Here is an 18,715-nt window from a genome sequence, read left to right as displayed (position 1 = left end):
AAGGACCCTGCCATCCTAACGGGCACTGCGCAGATGACACGACGCCGCCCGTCGAGCCCTGGGCTCGACGGGCGCCGTGGACGCGCGGGTTCGGCAGGCTCAGCCCTCGCTGGCCGCCGCGGAGGCGGAGGATGTCGCCGATGCGCTCGAGGAGCCCGAAGCGGACGGCGACTGCGAGGCGTCGTCCGCTGCCGAGCCCGAGGCCTCATCGGCGGCGTCGTTCGGGTCCTTGCCCTCGGCGGCCGCCTTGACGGCCTCGGAGAGGCTCGATCCCTGCTCCCAGACCACGCCGTCGACCATGGCGGTAGGCGTGCCGTTCACGCCGTCGGCCTGCGCCGTGGCAGAGGTGTAGTCGACCATCGGGCGCCAGTCCTTGTCGTCCATGGCCTGCTCGATGTCTGCACCGTGCTTCGAGGCGATCTCGATGATCTCGTCGTCATCGAGTCCGCCGGTGCCCTGGTGGGTGAACATCTCCTGCTGGAAGGCGAGCGCCTCATCGGTGCCGACCTGGTTCGCGACCTCGTAGTAGGCGGCAGCCGCCCGGGAGGAGTAGTACGTGGCGTTGTCCAGGTAGTTCACGGTGCGGTACTCGACGGTGGCCTCGCCCGAGTCGACCACCTCGGCGAGGTCCTCCGCATGGGTCTGCTCGAACTCCGCGCAGTGCACGCAGTCGAAGTCCTGCCAGATCACGATCTGCACGGGCTCATCGGACTCGGCGGCCGTGCCCGGCTCGACGATGCCCTCGGCATCGGGGTCTTCCGGCGGGGTCTCGGGCGGGTCGCCGGCGTCGTCCACGGAGACCTCGTCGGTATCGGAGGAGTCCTTCGTGATTCCGTCGGCGGTGAGCTCGATCCCACCCCACTGGTTGGCGCTGGCGGGGACGGGTCCGGATTCGGGGATGCGCTGCGAGCGCACCTGCCAGAACACCAGTCCGGCGATGACCAGGATCGCGACCACGAGGATCGCGATCCCGATCTGGAGGAGCCGCTTCTGCCGCTGGTCGGCCTGGGCGTGCTTGTCGGCGATCCCCCGGGCCTGAGCCCGGAAGTCGTCCTTGTCGTGGGTGGAGGCCATGGGTCCTCTTCTACCTGAAGGTCGGGGGTCGAGGCATCGCGGTGCTCGGGGGCGTGCCGCGGGCTCGGGCGGTCTCACCGACCAGGGTAGCCGTCGAAGCCGCAGCCCTCGCGCTCAGGAACCATCCAGAGGGCCTGCAGGATCCCCGGGCCCGGGCGAGGCGCGCAGACCTAGACTGGAGTCAGCAGATCACCCGATGGAGGAGTGCACCGTGAGCCAGACCGCATCCGCGAGCACCGATCGAGCAACCGCTGGGGACGGGCAGGGACGAGACTTCGTCGTCGTCGCCAACCGCCTGCCGGTGGACCGCGCCGTCGACGAGGACGGCAGCAGCTCCTGGCACCGCTCCCCGGGCGGACTGGTCTCCGCTCTCGCCCCGGTCATGGCCCGCAACGACGGCGCCTGGGTCGGCTGGGCCGGCAGCCCGGACGAGCAGCTCGAGCCGTTCGACCACGACGTCTTCCACCTGGTCCCGGTCGAGCTCTCGGCCCGGGAGGTGGAGCGCTACTACGAGGGCTTCTCCAACGGCACCCTGTGGCCGCTGTACCACGACGTCATCGCCCCGCCGAGCTATCACCGCACCTGGTGGAACGCCTACAAGGCCGTCAACCGCCGCTTCGCCGAGGCCGCCGCCTCGGCGGCCTCACAGGGCGCGACCGTGTGGGTGCAGGACTACCAGCTGCAGCTCGTGCCCCGGATGCTGCGGCAGATGCGCCCGGATCTGACCATCGGGTTCTTCGATCACATCCCGTTCCCGCCGGTGGAGATCTTCGCCCAGCTGCCCTGGCGGCGCTCGGTGCTCGAGGGCCTCACCGGAGCGGACCTGGTCGGCTTCCAGCGCCCCGGCGACGCCCAGAACTTCCAGAACTGCGTCCGCCGGTTCATGGGGGTCTCCTTCCGCCGCGGCGAGGCCGAGATCACCGCGCAGACCACCTCCACCGCCTTCGACTTCACGGGCGGTGACGCGGCGGCCGGTCCGTCGTGGACCCTGAAGGCCGGTCCGTACCCGATCTCGATCGACGTCGAGGGCATCAAGGAGATGGCCGCCCGCAAGGAGACGAAGGAGCGCGCACGACAGATCCGCCGCGAGCTCGGCGATCCCGAGACCGTGTTCCTGGGCGTGGACCGCCTGGACTACACCAAGGGCATCCGCCACCGGATCAAGGCCTACGGCGAGCTGCTGGCAGACGGCGAGCTCGATGTCGATCACGACATCCTGGTCCAGGTCGCCTCGCCGTCGCGCGAGCGCGTGGAGTCCTACAAGGTGCTGCGCGAGCAGGTGGAGGGCATGGTCGGGCACCTCAACGGCCAGTACGACACCATGGGCCACACCGCGATCCGCTATCTGCATCACGGCTACCCGTTCGAGGAGATGGTGGCGCTCTACCTGGCCACCGATGTCATGCTCGTGACATCCCTGCGCGATGGCATGAATCTGGTGGCCAAGGAGTTCGTGGCCGCCAAGGCCGACGGCAGCGGACGGCTGGTGCTCTCCGAGTTCACCGGTGCGGCCGATCAGCTCAAGCAGGCGATCCTGGTCAACCCGCACGACATCGACGACCTCAAGCTGCTCATGCTCGAGGCCAAGGCCATGCCGGAGGACGAGGCCCGCAAGCGCATGCGCGCCATGCGCCGGCAGGTGCTGACCCACGACGTCGACACCTGGCAGGCGGCGTTCCTGAACGACCTCGCCGCCCTCCGCCGCCGCCAGGACGACACCCAGGAGTCCTGAGCCCATGACCTCCCCTGACGACGCCCTCGCTCCTGAGCTCCTGGAGGCCCTGCAGCGTCTGGCACAGGCGCCCGTCCTGCTGGCCGCCTTCGACTTCGACGGCACCCTGGCGCCGTTCACCGAAGACCCTCAGGACTCCCGGGCGCTGCCCGAATCCCAGGAGGCGCTCGACCGGCTGGCCGCCATGGAATCCACCCACGTGGGCATCATCTCCGGGCGGGACCTGAGCTTCCTGCGCTCCGTCGTGGACACGGACCGCACCAAGCTGCTCTCCGGGTCCCACGGGGCCGAGCTGGACCTGCATCCGCTCGGGCCCGACGCCGGCGACACCGCCATCCGCCTGTCCGGTGAGCAGCTCGTGGCACTGGACCGCGCTGTGGACGCCGTGCGCGAGGTCGTCGAGCGCTACCCCGGCGCCAAGGCCGAGCTCAAGCCCGCCGGGGTGTGCCTGCACACCCGCCCCATGAAGGATCAGTCCCTGTCGGATCAGGCGCTGGCCGAGATGCTCGAGCGCTTCGAGGCGCTCGACGGGCTGCGCATCACCCCAGGTCAGCAGGTCATGGAGTGCTCGGTGCTCTCGGCCACCAAGGGCGAGGGCGTCGAGGCGCTGCTCCGGGCCACCGGTGCGGATGCGGCGCTGTTCGTGGGCGATGACGTCACCGACGAGGACGGCATGCGAGCGCTGCGCCCCCAGGACGTCGGGGTGAAGGTCGGCGACAAGGAGACGATCGCCCCATTCCGCGTGGCGTCCCCCGAGGCCCTGGCGCGGATGCTGACGCAGTTCGCGCAACTGCGGGCCGAGGCTCTCGGCTGAGCCCAGTGGCGCTCAGCCCTTGACCGCCCCGCCGGTCAGTCCGGCCACGATGTAGCGCTGCAGGAAGAGGAACAGCAGCACGACCGGCAGCGCCGAGAGCACGGCTCCTGCCGTGAAGACTCCCCAGTCCGCCCCGAAATCGACCGAGACGAACTGGTAGAGGCCCACCGCGAGCGTGTATTGCCTCGGGTCCTGCAGGACGATCTGCGCCAGCAGGAAATCGGAGAACGACGCGATGAACGACAGCATCCCCACGACGACGATGATCGGCGTCACGAGCGGCAGGATCATTCGCCAGTAGATCTGGGCGTGGCTCGCCCCATCCAGCGTCGCCGCCTCGTCCAGGTCGCGGGGGATGGTATTGAAGAAGCCGTACATCAGGAACGTGTTCGCCCCCAGTGCCCCGCCCAGATAGACGGCGATCAGGCCGAAGCGCGAGTTCAGTCCCAGGAACGGGTAGACCTCCGAGATGGCGAACAGCAGCAGGAAGATCGCCACGAAGGCCAGCAGCTGCGGGAACATCTGGACAATCAGCAGCGCCATCAGGCCCTGCTTCCTGCCGCGGAAGCTGAATCGCGAGAACGAGTAGGCGGCGGCCGCCCCCATGAGCACGGTGCCGATTGCGGTGAGGGTGGAGACCAGCATGGAGTTGAGGAACCAGCGCGGGAACGGGTTCTGCGGGTCGGAGAACAGCTGCTGGTAGTTCGCACCGGTGATCGAGGCGAACAGCTGATTCGAGCCCACCAGGGATCCGGAAGCAGACAGCGAGGCAGACAGTGCGTAGACGAGCGGGAAGAGCGCGAACACGCACATGGCCACGGCCGCCACGTGTCTCCACCAGGCGTTGGAACGGGCGTGGGCCGTACGGCGACGCCGCCGAAGGCGGGATCCTGAGGTGCTGGTCATGTCAGTTGATCTCCTCGAGAGCCTGGGATCGGCGGAAGGTCAGCAGCGAGATCAGCGCGACCATCAGGAAGATGAGGATCGAAAGGGCCGCCGCGAGACCGTAGTCATTGGTGCCGCCCGCGAACGCGATCTTATAGACGAACGTGATCAGGATGTCCGTCCCGCCGACTCCCGTGGTGGACTCGAGGTCCACAGGTCCGCCGCCGGTGAGCAGGTAGATCACGTTGAAGTTGTTGAAGTTCATGGCGAACGAGGCGATCAGCAGAGGGCCCACGGCCACCATGAGCATGGGCAGCGTGATCGAGCGGAAGCGACGGACCGGTCCGGCGCCGTCCATCGAGGCCGATTCGTAGATCTCCGACGGGATCGACTGCAGGGCGCCGGTGCAGATGAGGAACATGTAGGGGAAGCCCAGCCAGAGGTTGACCAGCAGCACAGAGGCCCTGGCCAGCCAGGCATTCTCCAGCCAGGGAATGCCTGCTCCGCCCAGCAGCGTCTGGTTGATCCAGCCGTAGTCCGTGTTCAGCAGCCCAGCCCAGATCAATGCCGAGAGGAACATGGGGAAGGCGTACGGCAGGAAGAGGATCGCTCGGTAGATCCCTCGGCCGCGCAGCTGGGGGTCGTTGAGCAGGATCGCCAGCAGCAGCCCCAGGAAGAACGTCAGGGCGACCGACAGGACAGCGAAGGCGAAGGTCCACAGCGTGACCGACACGAAGGGTCCGCCCAGCACAGCGGGATCGAAGATCGCAGCGAAGTTCTTGAAGCCCACGAACTCCCGCCAACCGGGACGCAGCTCCTCTCCGTCCTCGGAGACGAAGGCGCCCTCCCCGGTGTCGCGGTACACGGTGCCGTCATCGGCGATCATCGAGTCGGTCGCCTCGTCGTAGCTCAGCGTGGGCTCCCACACGTAGGCGGTGCGGCCATCCGCAGTGCGCAGAGCGCCGTCGACGGGATCCTCGGACACCGGGACCCGCAGCTCGGCGAGCTCCTGGGCGGAGGAAGCGACCTGGGCGTAGTCCAGGACGTCGTAGCCGTCGACCGAGGTGACTCGATCGCCGTCGGTGCGCGCCGAGGTGTCCACGGTCAAGGGCTGATCAGCGGATCCGACCTCCACCTCCTCGCCCTGCACCGCAGCCAGTGCGAGATCGCCGTCGTCCTCGCGCAGCACCGTCACGACTCGCTCCGGGGCGCCTTCCACCCGCTGCTCGTACGTGGTGGTCAGCTGCGCGACGGCGTCCTCCTTGGACCCGTTGTGCCCGTCTCCGTAGTTCGTGAATGCGGTCATCCCGGTGTAGAGGATGACGAAGACCTGGAACACCACCAGCATGAGCAGGCCCGGATAGAGGTACTTGCCGGGCAGCAGCCGCCGTGCGGGCACGAAATAGATCACATCGGCGAGGATCAGAGCGATCGCCAGGAAGAGGCAGATGGCCCAGCTGCCGACCATGGCCGAGACCACGATGCCGTAGATCCCGAAGGCGTTGACCAGGGCCATGAGTCCGAGCTTGACGAGGAATCCCGCTCCGAAGCCCCTCGAATGGGACCGGCGGGGACTCGTCCCACCCTGCTTCTCGACCGCCTCGGCAGTCTCTGAGGAATCGGTCATCAGATCTGCCCCTCGATGTTCTCGATCATGGACTCCCATTGCGGGATCGGCTCAGCGCGTCCGTCCAGGATGGCGTTCTCGGAGATGCCCCAGAAGTTCCAGACCGCTCCCATGGCCGGGATCGAGGGCATGGGAACGGCGAACTCAGCTGCGATGCGCGCGTATTCGGTGCGCATGGGGTCGCCCTCCATGGCCTCGACTGCCGAGAGGGAGGCTGGTGGTCGCCCGGTGGACTCATACAGGGCGGTCTGCGCCGATGTCGTCGTGACCCAGTTGGTCACGAAGTCCTGCGCTGCCACCGGATTGGCGGCGTGGGCGTTGACGAACAGCGCCTGCACGCCGGCGAAGGGACGCGCTTCGCGGTCTCCGGCAGGCGGGACAGGGACGACGGTGCAGTCCATCCCTGCGGCTTCGATCTCGGCCAGCTCCCAGGGCCCGCCGATGAGGAAGGCGGTGTCGGCGCCGAGGAAGGCCTCGGTCGCCACGTCGCGAGTCATGGATGTCTGCACATCGCCTGCCGCCCCCAGCTCGGCCAGGTATGTGGCGAAGGCCTCTCCCTGACGTCCGCCCATGGCCAGATCGGGCGTGTACTCCCCGTCCTCGGTGCGATGGAAGACCTCCGCGCCGAAGGACGTCTGGATGGGATAGAGATGATAGGGGTCCCCCGAGGTGGGCGATTGGGAGACAGCCAGCGGATACGCGAGGCCTTCCTGCTCCATCAGCGCCCGCCCGATCCGCCGCAGGTCGTCGAAGGTCTCCGGCTGCTCCCGGGTGATCTCGTCGTTGCGGATCAGCGCAACGCATTCCACGGCATAGGGGACGCCGTAGGACACCCCGTCGTAGCGCGTCGCGGTGCGCGCGTTGTCCGTGAAGTCCTGTGCCCGATCCCCCAGCTCCACAGGAGCGATGACGCCGTTGGAGGCGAGCTGTCCCAGGTTGTCGTGCGGCGAGATGATGATGTCCGGCGCCTGCCCCATGGGCGCCTGGGCGATGAAGTCCGAGATCGAATCGGCGTTGATCTCCCGCTGGATGTACTCGACGTTCACGCCCGTCTGCTGCGTGAATCCCTCGGCGATGCGCCGCAGGCCGGGGATCTCGTCGTCACCGGCCTGGATCTTCAGCGTTCCCGCACCGAGTCCCAGACCGGCGCCCGATTCGGTGCAGGCGCTCAGCGCCCCGAGGGCAGTCAGGGCCAGGCCTCCGGTCAGCGCGGTCCGTCGCGTCACGCCGCGCGAGACCGGAGCGCCCTCGCCTGCGTCGCCCGCAAGCAGTCTCCGAGCCACCATAATCCTCCATCTGATCTGGCGCGATGCAGTCATTGACTGAACCGCCTGGCCTCTGACCGTAGATTGGAAGGGTCCCTTGTGACCCGAGACACGCCGTGTGGTCGGGGAGCTCGGCCGATGCGGGCGCTGCGACCATCGGCTGAGCCGATCAGGGTGCGAGTAGGCTCTTGTGCCATGTCGGAGTCCCCCACCGCCGCGCCCGAGACGCATCGCCTCGGGCGCCGCGTATCCATCCAGACCGGCTTCCCCCAGCCCGAGCTGCTGGATCTGCCGTGGCAGGTACCGCTGGCCGAGTGGCCCGAGGACGTCCTGGTGGCCTACCCCCGGGGCATCTCCCGTCACGTCGTGCGATTCGCCCGGGTGGGCGAGCGCGTCCTGGCCGCCAAGGAGACCACGGCCCGCAATGCCTCGCGGGAGTACGAGGTCCTGCGCCGACTGCGGCACATGGGCACGCCGTCGGTCGTGCCGGTCGCCGTGGTCACCGATCGACGTGCGCCGGACGGCACCGAGCTGCCTGCGGTGCTGCTCACGGAGCATCTGGCCTTCTCCCTGCCCTACCGGGTGCTGTTCTCGGACAATCCGGACGCCGAGATCGCGAACAAGCTCGTGGATGCCCTGGCGCTGCTGCTGGTCCAGCTGCACCTGGCCGGCTTCTACTGGGGGGACGTCTCCTTGTCGAACACCCTCTTCCTGCGCGACGCCGGGGCGTTCGCCGCCTACCTGGTGGATGCCGAGACCGGCGAGCTGCACCCCCGCCTGACCGACGGGCAGCGCCACTACGACCTGGAGCTGGCCACGACCAATGTGGCCGGGGAGCTCATGGACCTGCTGGCGGCCTTCGAGCAGGACCGGGACCCGGCAGACATCCACGAGGACCTGCGCGGCGACGAGCATCTCGACCCCGACGACCGCGGCACGCATTCCGGCCCCGGCTACGAGCCGGCGGCCGCCACCCAGGCGCTGACAATGCTCCCGGCCGAGGCCACCGCCTCGACCCCGGTGGACCCGTTCGCCACCGCCAACCGGCTCTCGGAGAGCTACGAACGCCTCTGGGAGGAGCTCACCGGGGAGCAGCGCTTCCCCCATGAGCAGAAGTGGCGGGTGGCCGAGCGGGTCCAGCGCCTTCAGGACCTCGGCTTCGACGTGGAGGAGGCCTCGCTGGACACCGACGACGACGGCGTGGTGAGGCTGATCCCGCGCGTCGTCGAGCCAGGGCACCACACCCGCGAGCTGCTGAACCTGACCGGTCTGCACGCCCGGGAGAACCAGGCGCGGCGCATCCTCACGGACATCCGCCAGTTCGGCCGCGCCCTGTACCCGGGGCTGCCCGACGACATGACCGCCAGCCTGTGGAAGCAGGAGGTCTTCTCGCCCATGATGCAGGCGGTCCCCGCGGAGCTGCGCGCCAAGCGCGAGCCCGCCGAGATCGTCCACGAGGTGCTGGAGCACCGCTGGTTCCTCTCCGAGCGGCGGAAGGCCGATGTCCCCACCGATGTCGCCACGAGGGACTACCTGGAGTCCCAGCTGCGGCGCAGGCCCGATGAGCGGATGAGGCTCTGAGTCCTCAGGTGCTCCGACTGCTCCCGAGCTGCCCGACGAGCGCGTCGCGGACCTGCTGCGCCCAGTGCTCCCCGAGCGCACCCTCGCGCGCCAGGCGGACGTAGGCCGAGCCCAGCACGAAGTCGATCGCGACCTCGAGGTCCAGCTCCGGGCTCAGCCTCCCAGCCCCGACCTGCAGCTCGAGCAGACGGCGCAGCTGCAGGATCCGGGGTCGGACCAGGTGCGCCCGCAGGATCCGGGCCGTCTCGGAGGTCGGCTGGCTCAGCAGCGCCACGGCCGTTCCCGTGCCCAGATCGAGGATCAGGGCGCGCACGGCCGTGTCGAGGGCGTGGGTCCACTGCTGCTGATCCCAGCTGCCGTCCTCGGGCAGCTCGAGCGGGCGCGGGGCCAGGGCGTCGCGGCTGCGCTCCAGGACGTCCTCGACCATGGCCTCGGTATTGGCGTAGCGGCGGTAGATCGAGGTCTTGGCCACCCCCGACTCCGCGGCCACCGACTCGATCGTGACGCGCGCGGGGCCCTCCCGCACGAGCAGCGACAGGACTGCCGCGACGATCTTGCGATCCGTCGTGGCGGCTCGCCCCCGTGCCGGTCCCGCGGGGGCCTCCTGTCGCTGCGAGCTCATGCGACCTGCCGCTGGGCCGATCCCGCCTCACCGGGCCCGGCGGTCTCCTGATCTGCGGGCTCGGCATGCCCGATGGCGTCCTGGAACAGGGTGAGCCCCTCCATGCCGGGCAGACGGGCGATGTTGGCGTCGAGCTTGCGCATCTCCGCACGCCCCTCCTCACCGGCGAAGAGGTGGCCCATCACGTGGCGGACCTCCTCATCGCTCATCACGCCGGAGCCCACCGGGCGCCAGGCGCTGCGCAGCGCGAGCCGGGTGATGCGCTGGGCCTTGACGGAATCCCCCAGGCGCTGCCGGGCCTGGGTGGAGTAGAAGGCCACGTGGCGCGACTCCTGACGGGCGATGCGCACGAGCAGCTCCGAGAGCACCGGGTGGCTCTCGATCGCGGCCATCCGCTTGTAGGCCGCCACCGCCGAATACTCGTTCGCAGCGCCCCAGGTCATGTGCGTGGCCACGAAGTCGTGGCCGATCAGCGTGGACAGCAGCGACTGCTTCAGCGGCTTGAGCGCCTCCGCCCAGCCCAGCTTCACGCGCTTGGCCTTGATCTCGTCGTAGTCCACGACGATTCCGTGCAGCCCCAGCACCTCCGCCAGCGCCTCGCCGTGCCAGAACTCCTCGCGGTTCCACATGGTCATGAACGCGGAGACGTCCTCGTCGTGGTGCGACGGGGTGATCAGCAGATCGCGCAGGTAGCAGACGGTGTGGAACTCGACATCGCACATGTAGCGCAGCACCCGCAGCGACGACTCCGGCAGGGGGTTCCTGCGGAAGCTGTCCATGTCGAGGTCCTCCCACGCGACGCGGTGGGAGGACTCGGCGAAGCGGTCGATGTCGAATGCCATGCGATCAGTGCCTCTTCCAGTCTTCGATCGGCCAGTGGGAGCGCTTGGCCAGGCGGTACAGGGGGATGTCCGGGTTCACGGCGGCCGGGTGCCCGACCAGACCGAGCCACGCCGCATCGGCCACGGAGTCGCCGTAGCCGAAGGAGCGGGACAGGTCCAGGCCGTGATCCTGCGCGTAGCGCTTGAGCCACTGGGCCCGGGCCTCATCCACCAGCGGCGGGGTGTCGAGGTAGCCGGTCAGCACGCCGTCGCGCACGCCCATGCGGGAGGCCACGACCTCGTCGAACAGATCCGCGACCGGTGACACGAGCAGCTCCGGGCTGCCGGTGACCAGCACGGTGCGGTGGCCTGCTGCGCGGTGCTCCTCGAGGCGAGCCAGCGCCCCCGGGTTCAGCTTCTCGAGCATCTGCTCGCCCAGAGGACCGTCGACGGCCTCGCGGATCGAGGACTCCGAGAGCCCCTCGTAGCGGCGCAGGAACGAGCGCAGGAACTCACCGCGATCGCGCCGCTCGGCCTTGAGGTAGGTGGGCACGGTGCGCACCATGCCCAGGATGTCGCTCGGGACGCGCGACGGCGCGACCCTGCGCTGCACGGCGAGGTACTGCGACACGACGGTGGAGTCGAGCACGGTGCCCTCGAGGTCGAACAGTGCCAGGACGTCGGTGCCCGGCTTGAGCTCCCGGCGCGGGCGCTCGGTGCGCTTGCGCCGGGCCGCCGAGGCCCGCGAGTACGCCTTGGTCATCTCCGTGAGGGCAGGCAGGTGGATCTGCTGCCAGTAGGAGCGCCACTCGATGTCGCGGGGGTCGAAGGACGAGTCCTCCGGGCCATCCTCCGGCCGCTGGGCGTTGAGCGCACGCGTGCCGGAGTCGTCGAAGATCATCTCGGTGCGCGTGTAGTTCTGGTAGAGATCCACGTAGGTGCGCAACGACCCCAGCCCGGACTGGGCCTTGTGCAGCTGATTCGCCCACTGCAGGGTGCGCTTGGTCGAAGGCAGCAACTCGTTGAGCCGCCCGCCCAGATCGACCAGCCGCTCGCGCACGGCCAGGGAGCTCTCCACCCCGTTGTTGGCAGGGAACTTCCACTCGGGGACGATCACGGGCTTGCCGTCCGGCCCCTCGACCGGGTGCTCGAGGAAGTACTCGCGGACGTACTCGTACATCTTGTGGAACGGCAGCGGGTTCGAGGCCCCCGTGCAGATCTGGTAGTACCCGGCCCGGGAGCGCTCCCCCTCGGCCTCCCCGCGGTGGCCCTGCAGGGCGAGGGTCACGATCGCGTTGACCACGAAGTCCACCGGGGTCACGTCCAGCACGGAGTCCGGCAGGCCCGGGAACTCGGGCAGCGCGCCCTTGGCGTAGGCCATGATCAGCGGATCGGCGACCTTGTAGCCGTCGATCCAGCCCGGGAAGGGGTGGCGCAGGGAGGACTCGATGATGGCCGGGCGCACGACCGACAGACGATGGCCGTCGCCGGCCCACAGGTCCTCGGCCACACGCTCGCCCATGGCCTTGGTGAAGGTGTAGACGTCGGTCCAGCCCAGCGACTGCGCGCGGGTGCGGCCCAGATCCACCAGGCGCTGGGTGATCCAGCCGGTGCGGCTGGCCTCCGCCGAGCCGGCCACCGACTTGGGGCCCTGCTTGCCCTCGGTGCGGGTCGCCGACTCCACGAACGCGTGCAGCTGCTCCGGGGTCCGCGAGGCCGCCTCGGCCTCGGCGCGCGCGGCGAGCGCGTGCTCGAGCTCCAGGCGCCAGTCGACGTCGTGGTCCACGGCCGTCTCCGGGCGCAGGCCCTTGGCGATGCCGCCCACGTAGCAGGTCGAGACGTGGATGACATGAGGGTCCTGGCCCGAGGCGCGCAGGGCCTCGTAGAGGCTCAGCGCACCGCCCACGTTGGTCGTGAAGGCGTCGTCGATCGGCGGATCGAACGAGACGGTCGAGGCTGAGTGGATCACGACGTCGAACGGCTCGCTGATCTCGCTCAGCGCGGAGAGATCGCCCGAGAGCACATCGGTGCGCTCCTCGAAGATCCGGCGGGCCTCGTCGTCGCCGACGGCCGCACGCCAGGTCTTGAAGACGGGCTTGCGGAACAGCTGCCCGAGCCGGGTCTGGGCGGTGATCTCCCCCTTGGGGCGGATGACGGCAGTGACGTGCACGTCCGCTCCGGAGGAGAGCAGGCGCTCGAGGACCGCCTGGCCGAGGAAGCCGGTGGCTCCGGTCAGCAGCACGCGCTTGGTGGTGGTCTCGCTCAAGAGGACTCCTTGTGCAGGGGCGGCCTGTCGGCCGCCTCGAAGGGCGCGGCGCCTGCCGCGCGATGTCGGGGACAGGGCTTGGGTGCTACCAGTGTGCCGGACGATGGCGACGTCACAGGCACAGCCGCGGGCCTGGTGAGGGGCGTCTCAGCTCGGCGCGCAGGCCACCGAGGGCTCACAGGCCGCTGCGCAGCGCCGCCGCCAGCGGCTCGGGCCCGCGCAGGCCGGGCAGGGAATGGACGGGGGCGTCGGCCCGGCTGCTCAGCTGCCGGCGCTCGCGCACCCCGGGGGCCAGGACCTCGAGGGCGCGCCGAGCCCGGCGGGCCGACATCCGCGGCACCACCAGCGGCGAGTAGCCGACCCCGAGCGCGCGCCTCGCCGGCGCTGCGGCCGAGGCATCGGCCAGCAGTCGGACTCGGGCCTCCTCGCGGAAGAACGCGATGTAGTCCTCGGTGCGCTCGAGGGACTCCCGGCACAGTCGGTCGATGACCGGGTGATCGGCCACCTCGCTCAGCCGCTGCAGCAGAGCCGCCGCCGTGGATTCCCGGGACAGCTCCCGGGCCATCTGGCCGGCCACGATCCGCTCACCGCGCAGGTTGGTCCACACGGAGTCGGTCATGGGATAGACGTGGTCCAGGAGCCGGCCCAGGCGCCCTCTGAGATCGTCGTCCGGCTCGACCTCGGGCGGGGTGGGAGCGCCGTGAGCGCTCAGCACGCGCTTGAGGGCATCCGCGATCCAGAACTTCTCATAGGCCCAGGTGGTCAGGAAGGCGTCGATCCGCGCCTCCTTGGAGGTCCATCCGGCGAACAGATCGCGCAGACGGCCGGTGGTCGAGCGCTGCAGATCCCACAAGTGGCGCACCACCTCCAGGACATCGTCGTCCAGCCGGTGCTGCTCGAACTCCTCCAGACCGAGATCCGAGGAGAAGGCCCCGCGCTCGCGGCGGAAGAACTCCCGCACGGAGAAGTCCGTGGAGACCACCTGCAGCTGCCCGGGAGTGCTGTAGAGCCTGCCGGATCGGTGCTGGTCGAGGTACCCGAGCGGGGGCTCTGGTGCGGCTGCTGCCAAGGGGGACTGCCTCATCTCTGCTGAATCGCTACGCTGACCGTAGTGTAGCCTGTCGATCATGATGACTGCTCTGATCACCGGCGGCACCTCGGGCATCGGATCCGCATTCGCGGAGGCGCTGGCGCGGCGCGGATTCAGCCTCGTGCTGGTTGCCCGCGGCGCCGAGCGACTCGAGTCCACCGCATCCCGGCTGCGCACGCAGTTCGCGGTCGAGGTCGAGACCCTCGAGGCCGATCTCAGCGTCGCCGACGACGTCGCCCGCGTCGCGCAGCGCCTCGAGGACCCGCGCTCGCCGATCGACATGCTGATCAACAACGCCGGCTTCTCGGTCAAGCGCACCTACGCGGCCGAGGGCCTGGACCTGCACCACCGCGGCATCGACGTCATGGCCAAGGCCGTCCTCGATCTCTCCTCGGCCGCCGCACGCGCCATGACCGCTCGCGGCGAGGGCTGGATCCTCAACGTCTCCTCGACCTCCGGGGAGGTCACCATGGGCCCCTATTCGGCGCTCAAGGCCTGGTGCACCACCTACACCGAGTCCCTGGCCGTGGAGCTGCAGGGAACCGGCGTTCGCGTGATGGCCCTGCTGCCCGGCTGGGTGCGCACCGAGTTCCACGCCCGGGCCGGCATCAGCGGCTCCTCCATCCCCGACTTCCTGTGGCTGCAGGCCGACGACCTGGTCGAGGAGGCCCTCAAGGATCTGGCCCGCGGCCGCGTGGTGTCGATCCCCACGCTGCGCTACAAGGCGATCATGCTCGGCGCCAAGCTCGCCCCGCGCGCCGTGGTGCGCAAGTGCTCCGGGCTGCTGATGGGCTCGCGCGCCAACGAGACGCCGCTGGCCAAGCCCGCCGCCTCCGGCGCCACCTCCCGAGCCCGCGCAGGACAAGGGGAGCACGCATGAGCACTCAGGACCGCGACAGCTCCGAGGCCCGCGACCAGTCCCCGTCCGCTCCCGCAGCGGGGCAGGCAGCCGATCCGGACGCGCAGCAGCCGGCTGAGACCCCTCATCGCTCCACCCCGTGGGGCGCAGCGCAGGAGCGTGCCGGCCGCGAGGCCCGCGAGCTGCGTCAGCGCCTGGACGGCTGGGCCCATCCGGAGCACGAGCCGGTCCTGGAGAGCATCGACTCCCACGGCCATCGCGAGGAGCGCAGCGGTCCGGACCCGGTGGCTCCGCCGGCGGCCTCGGCGCACATCAGCCTCACCGACTTCACCGCTCCGGCCAAGCGACGAGCGCGCACGATCGCGCAGACCGTCTTCTTCCGCGGCATGGTCGATCGCGTGGTCCGTCGTCGTGTGGTGCGCGCCCCGGGAGCCGAGCAGCTGACCGGCGGGTGCGTGGTGGTGTGCAACCACTCCAGTCACCTCGACGCCCCCATGATCATGAGCTCGCTGCCGCCGAACCTGCGCCACGAGGTGGCCACCGGGGTGGCCGCCGACTACTTCTTCACCGCCTGGCACAAGCGGCTGTTCACGCAGCTCGTCTTCAATGCCTTCCCCGTGGACCGCAAGGGCAGCGGGGCCAACCGCGGGCTGACCAAGAAGCTGATCGCCGCCGGCATCCCCGTGCTGATCTTCCCGGAGGGCACCCGCTCCAAGGACGGGCGCATGCGCGAGTTCAAGATGGGGGCGGCCGCACTGGCCCAGTCGCTCGAGGTCCCCGTGCTGCCGGTCGCCCTGATCGGCGCCCACGAGGCCATGCCCAAGGGGTCCTCGTGGCCGCGCTGGGGCCGTCCACCGGTCGTCGTGGCCCTGGGAGAGCCCCTGCGGCACCGGCCCAACGAGTCGGTGCCGTCGTTCAACGAGCGGATCCAGGCCACGGTGCGCGCGCTGTACGCGCAGAACCGACCCATGATCGAAGACCCCGACTCAGACTGAGCTCGCGGGGCCGACGCACGCGGACCCTGCCGGGCTCAGCAGCGCTCGGCGGAGGATGATGGGCACCACACGAGCAGAAGGAGCACGAGCAGCGATGCCGAACGTCAAGCACATGAAGTGGTGGGGCTGGGGAGAGGAGGGCGTCTTCTTCAACTGGCAGAACAAGCCGGCCTTCGCCCCGATCGTGCGCCGGGCGGTGGGCGTCGATCTGCGCCCCCGCGAGATCGACACCGTCGACTTCGCCACCGCCCAGGTCCCCGAGACCCGCCTGCCGGAGGAGATCCGCTCCGAGCTCACCGCGATCCTCGGCGCCGAGCACACGGTGACCGATGACCACGACCGCGTGGTGCACTGGGCTGGCAAGGCCGTGATGGACATCGTCAAGACGCTGCAGAACCGCTTCGAGCGCCTTCCCGACGTCGTCGTCTACCCCGCCGATGAGCAGCAGGTCGCCGCGGTGACCCGCCTGGCGGTCGAGCGCGATCTCGTGCTCATCCCGTTCGGCGGCGGCACGAGCATCTCGCGCAGCCTGCAGCCGCGCCCGGAGGAGACCCGCACGGTGGTCTCCGTGGACCTGGGCCGCATGAACAAGGTGCTCGAGATCGACGAGACCTCCTGCATCGCCCGCATCCAGGCAGGCACGCTGGGTCCGGACATGGAGGACCAGCTCAACGCCCGCGGCTGGACCCTGGGCCACTTCCCGGACTCCTTCACGCACTCCACCGTCGGTGGCTGGGCGGCCACGCGCTCGTCGGGCATGCAGTCGGACAAGTACGGCGACATCGCCGAGATCATCCGCGGCATGAACGTGGTGCGCCCCGGCGGCACCGTGAAGCTGCGTCCGCTGCCCTCCACTTCCACGGGGCCGTCGCTGCGGGAGATGTTCATCGGCTCCGAGGGCCGCCTGGGCATCATCACCGAGCTGTGGGTCCAGGTCCATCGCATCGCCCCGTCGCGCCAGGTCATCGCCTACATGTTCCCCACCTGGGAGCAGGGCCTGGACGGCATCCGGCAGATCAAGGAGGCGGAGATCCCCACGACCTTCGCCCGCATCTCCGATGCCCGCGAGACGGAGTTCTCGCTGGCCACGCAGAAGGCCCCCACCTCCCGGAAGTCGGAGATCGCGGCCAAGGGCCAGGAGGCTCTGTGGGCGTTCATGCGCAAGCGCGGCTGGGACACCCAGGCCATGTGCATCGCCTACGTCTGCTTCGAGGGCACCAAGGCGGACATCGCCCGCCATCGCAAGGCAGTGACCGGCATCGCCAAGGCGAACGGCGCGATCGTGCTGGGCTCCGGACCCGGGGCCCTGTATGACCAGAAGAAGTTCGACACCCCGTACCTGCGCGACTTCCTGCTCGAGCAGCAGATCATCGGCGACGTCTCCGAGACGGCCGCCCCCTGGTCCCGGCTGACCGCCGTGCACAAGGCCGCCTACCGGGCAGCCGAGTCCGCGTTCGAGGAGCTCGGGCTCAAGGGCTGGATCATGAGCCACATGTCGCACTCGTACCACACGGGCGCCTGCCTCTACTTCACGTTCGCGTTCCCCTTCACGGACGAGAACGTCGACTACGAGTACGCCCTGGTCAAGACGCGGATCCAGCAGGCCTTCATCGACGCCGGCGGCACCCTGTCGCACCACCACGGCGTGGGCGCCGAGCACAGCCCCTGGATGGACCAGGACGTCTCCCCCGAGGGCGTCGAGCTTCTGCGCGGACTGTTCCGCTCGGCTGATCCGAGCGAGAACTTCAACCCGGGCAAGATCATCGACTCCCCTGACACGCAGACCGGGGTGCTCGCCCAGCACCGCGACCAGCAGGGCTGAGCCCCGCTTCAGCGCGCACGGCCCCGTCGGAGATCTCCGACGGGGCCGTCGTGCGTCCTCCCTGCGGCACCCAGCTCCTGCCCGACGACGGTCCGCCCCGACAGCGAGCGGAATAAACCCCCGGGCCACGAGGCGTTATGCGGAGGACATCCCTTCCGGGCCCTCGAAGTTCCTGCGGCCCGGCGCATCGATCAAGGAGCATCCCATGGCAGCATCCGCACGCATCCCCGGCATCGACGCCCAGTTCCTCCCGCTGAACCTCGGCGGCAACACCTTCGGCTGGACCTCGGACGAGCAGCGCTCGTTCGAGGTCCTGGACGCCTTCGTCGCCGCCGGCGGCACCTTCATCGACACCGCAGACATGTACTCGGTGTGGGCCGAGGGCCACACCGGAGGCGAGTCAGAGACCGTGCTGGGCCGCTGGCTGGCCGCGCGCGGCAATCGCCAGAACGTGCTGATCGCCACCAAGACCGGCGCCCACCCCGATTTCGAGGGCCTGGCCGATCAGACCGTCAAGGCCTCGCTGGAGGCGTCGCTGCAGCGCCTGCAGACCGATCAGATCGATCTCTACTACGCGCACTACGACGACGAGTCCGTCGCGATCTCCGAGCAGGTCCGCACGTTCCATGACCTCGTCCAGTCCGGGAAGGTGCGAACCTACGGGCTGTCCAACTACTCGCCGCAGCGCATGCGCGAGTTCTTCGAGACCGCTCGCCGCGAGGGGCTCACTGCTCCCGTGGCGATCCAGCCGCAGTACAGCCTGGTGTTCCGCAAGGAATACGAGCAGGACTACTCCCCCATCGCCCGCGAGTACGGCGCGGCCGTGTTCCCGTACTTCTCCCTGGCCGCAGGCTTCCTCACCGGCAAGTACCGCACGAAGGCCGATCTCGAGGGTGCCCAGCGCGGCGGGATGGCCGAGGGCTACTTCTCCGAGGACGGCCTGCGCGTGGTCGAGGCCGTGGAGCGCATCGCCGCTGATCGCGGCGTCGAGATGCCCACCGTGGCTCTGGCCTGGCTGCTGGCCCGCGGCATCACCGCCCCGATCGCCTCGGCCTCCCGGGTCGAGCAGCTCCCGGCGCTGATCGCAGCCGCCGAGCTCGAGCTCACGGATGCGGAGGTCACGGCGCTGAACGAGGCCTCCCAGCCCTTCGCCTGATCCCCACCCCTGACCCGCTCCTCGTCCGCGCGGCGTCGGAGCAGGTCAGGGGCTCCAGCACCCCGCACCGCCCGGGGGGGGGGGGGGGGGGCCTTCGCCGACGGGA

The 18,715-nt window shown here is 69.6% G+C and carries 15 protein-coding genes; 7 read left to right on the top strand and 8 right to left on the bottom strand.

What is annotated here, in order from left to right; all coding sequences use genetic code 11:
• Positions 1-99: 99 nt before the first annotated feature.
• Entirely contained in the window at positions 100-1,074 is a 975-nt protein-coding gene (locus M3E84_RS04010; RefSeq protein ID WP_259894716.1) for a DsbA family protein, read from the bottom strand.
• 196 nt (positions 1,075-1,270) lie between these two features.
• Here M3E84_RS04010 and M3E84_RS04005 point away from each other — a divergent pair, with 196 nt between their 5' ends.
• Together M3E84_RS04005 and otsB are read left to right on the top strand one after the other, a co-directional pair.
• The gene (locus M3E84_RS04005; protein ID WP_396415558.1) at positions 1,271-2,806 is read left to right on the top strand and encodes a trehalose-6-phosphate synthase; all 1,536 of its coding nucleotides are present in this window, start codon (positions 1,271-1,273) and stop codon (positions 2,804-2,806) included.
• Positions 2,807-2,810: 4 nt separating this feature from the next.
• Entirely contained in the window at positions 2,811-3,620 is an 810-nt protein-coding gene (otsB, locus tag M3E84_RS04000; RefSeq protein ID WP_259894713.1) for a trehalose-phosphatase, read from the top strand.
• Positions 3,621-3,632: 12 nt separating this feature from the next.
• On the opposite strand, the gene M3E84_RS03995 is transcribed toward otsB, so the two are convergent.
• Genes M3E84_RS03995 through M3E84_RS03985 form a run of 3 tightly spaced genes read right to left on the bottom strand, consistent with a single transcriptional unit; the run spans position 3,633 to position 7,358 of the window.
• On the bottom strand, positions 3,633-4,526 hold the full coding sequence (locus M3E84_RS03995) for a sugar ABC transporter permease (protein ID WP_259894710.1): 894 nt from the start codon (positions 4,524-4,526) through the stop codon (positions 3,633-3,635).
• 1 nt (position 4,527) lies between these two features.
• Positions 4,528-6,132 carry an ABC transporter permease subunit gene (locus M3E84_RS03990; protein WP_259894709.1) on the bottom strand — a complete coding sequence of 535 codons (1,605 nt, stop codon included), beginning with the start codon at positions 6,130-6,132 and terminating at the stop codon, positions 4,528-4,530.
• A complete protein-coding gene (locus M3E84_RS03985; protein ID WP_259894707.1) occupies positions 6,132-7,358 on the bottom strand; it encodes an extracellular solute-binding protein in 1,227 nt (408 codons plus the stop codon). The genes M3E84_RS03990 and M3E84_RS03985 overlap by 1 nt, the downstream gene beginning before the upstream one ends.
• 234 nt (positions 7,359-7,592) lie before the next feature.
• On the opposite strand from M3E84_RS03985, the gene M3E84_RS03980 reads away from it, so the two are divergent.
• The gene (locus M3E84_RS03980) at positions 7,593-8,978 is read left to right on the top strand and encodes a DUF4032 domain-containing protein (RefSeq protein WP_259894705.1); all 1,386 of its coding nucleotides are present in this window, start codon (positions 7,593-7,595) and stop codon (positions 8,976-8,978) included.
• Between the two features lie 4 nt (positions 8,979-8,982).
• Here the strand turns inward: M3E84_RS03980 and M3E84_RS03975 are convergent, their stop codons facing one another.
• From M3E84_RS03975 to M3E84_RS03960, 4 genes are all read right to left on the bottom strand, one after another.
• Entirely contained in the window at positions 8,983-9,600 is a 618-nt protein-coding gene (locus M3E84_RS03975) for a TetR/AcrR family transcriptional regulator (RefSeq protein WP_259894703.1), read from the bottom strand.
• Entirely contained in the window at positions 9,597-10,442 is an 846-nt protein-coding gene (locus M3E84_RS03970; RefSeq protein WP_259894700.1) for a ferritin-like domain-containing protein, read from the bottom strand. Before M3E84_RS03970 ends, M3E84_RS03975 begins: the two co-directional genes overlap by 4 nt.
• 4 nt (positions 10,443-10,446) lie before the next feature.
• Positions 10,447-12,687, bottom strand: coding sequence for an HAD-IB family hydrolase (locus M3E84_RS03965; protein WP_259894698.1), 2,241 nt, complete (start codon positions 12,685-12,687; stop codon positions 10,447-10,449).
• A gap of 175 nt (positions 12,688-12,862) precedes the next feature.
• A complete protein-coding gene (locus M3E84_RS03960; RefSeq protein ID WP_259894696.1) occupies positions 12,863-13,756 on the bottom strand; it encodes a hypothetical protein in 894 nt (297 codons plus the stop codon).
• Between the two features lie 58 nt (positions 13,757-13,814).
• On the opposite strand from M3E84_RS03960, the gene M3E84_RS03955 reads away from it, so the two are divergent.
• From M3E84_RS03955 to M3E84_RS03940, 4 genes are all read left to right on the top strand, one after another.
• Positions 13,815-14,657, top strand: a complete 843-nt coding sequence (locus M3E84_RS03955; protein WP_259894695.1) for an SDR family oxidoreductase — start codon at positions 13,815-13,817, stop codon at positions 14,655-14,657.
• Positions 14,654-15,631 carry a 1-acyl-sn-glycerol-3-phosphate acyltransferase gene (locus M3E84_RS03950; RefSeq protein ID WP_259894693.1) on the top strand — a complete coding sequence of 326 codons (978 nt, stop codon included), beginning with the start codon at positions 14,654-14,656 and terminating at the stop codon, positions 15,629-15,631. Before M3E84_RS03955 ends, M3E84_RS03950 begins: the two co-directional genes overlap by 4 nt.
• 94 nt (positions 15,632-15,725) lie before the next feature.
• Positions 15,726-17,453, top strand: coding sequence for an FAD-binding oxidoreductase (locus M3E84_RS03945; protein WP_259894691.1), 1,728 nt, complete (start codon positions 15,726-15,728; stop codon positions 17,451-17,453).
• Between the two features lie 205 nt (positions 17,454-17,658).
• The gene (locus M3E84_RS03940; RefSeq protein ID WP_259894689.1) at positions 17,659-18,609 is read left to right on the top strand and encodes an aldo/keto reductase; all 951 of its coding nucleotides are present in this window, start codon (positions 17,659-17,661) and stop codon (positions 18,607-18,609) included.
• Positions 18,610-18,715 lie beyond the last annotated feature (106 nt).

The organism is Kocuria sp. p3-SID1428 (assembly GCF_025149945.1).
Classification (GTDB): Bacteria; Actinomycetota; Actinomycetes; order Actinomycetales; family Micrococcaceae; genus Kocuria.
Note: the sequence above shows the minus strand (reverse complement) of the source record. Positions and strands in the feature narration are given on the sequence as shown.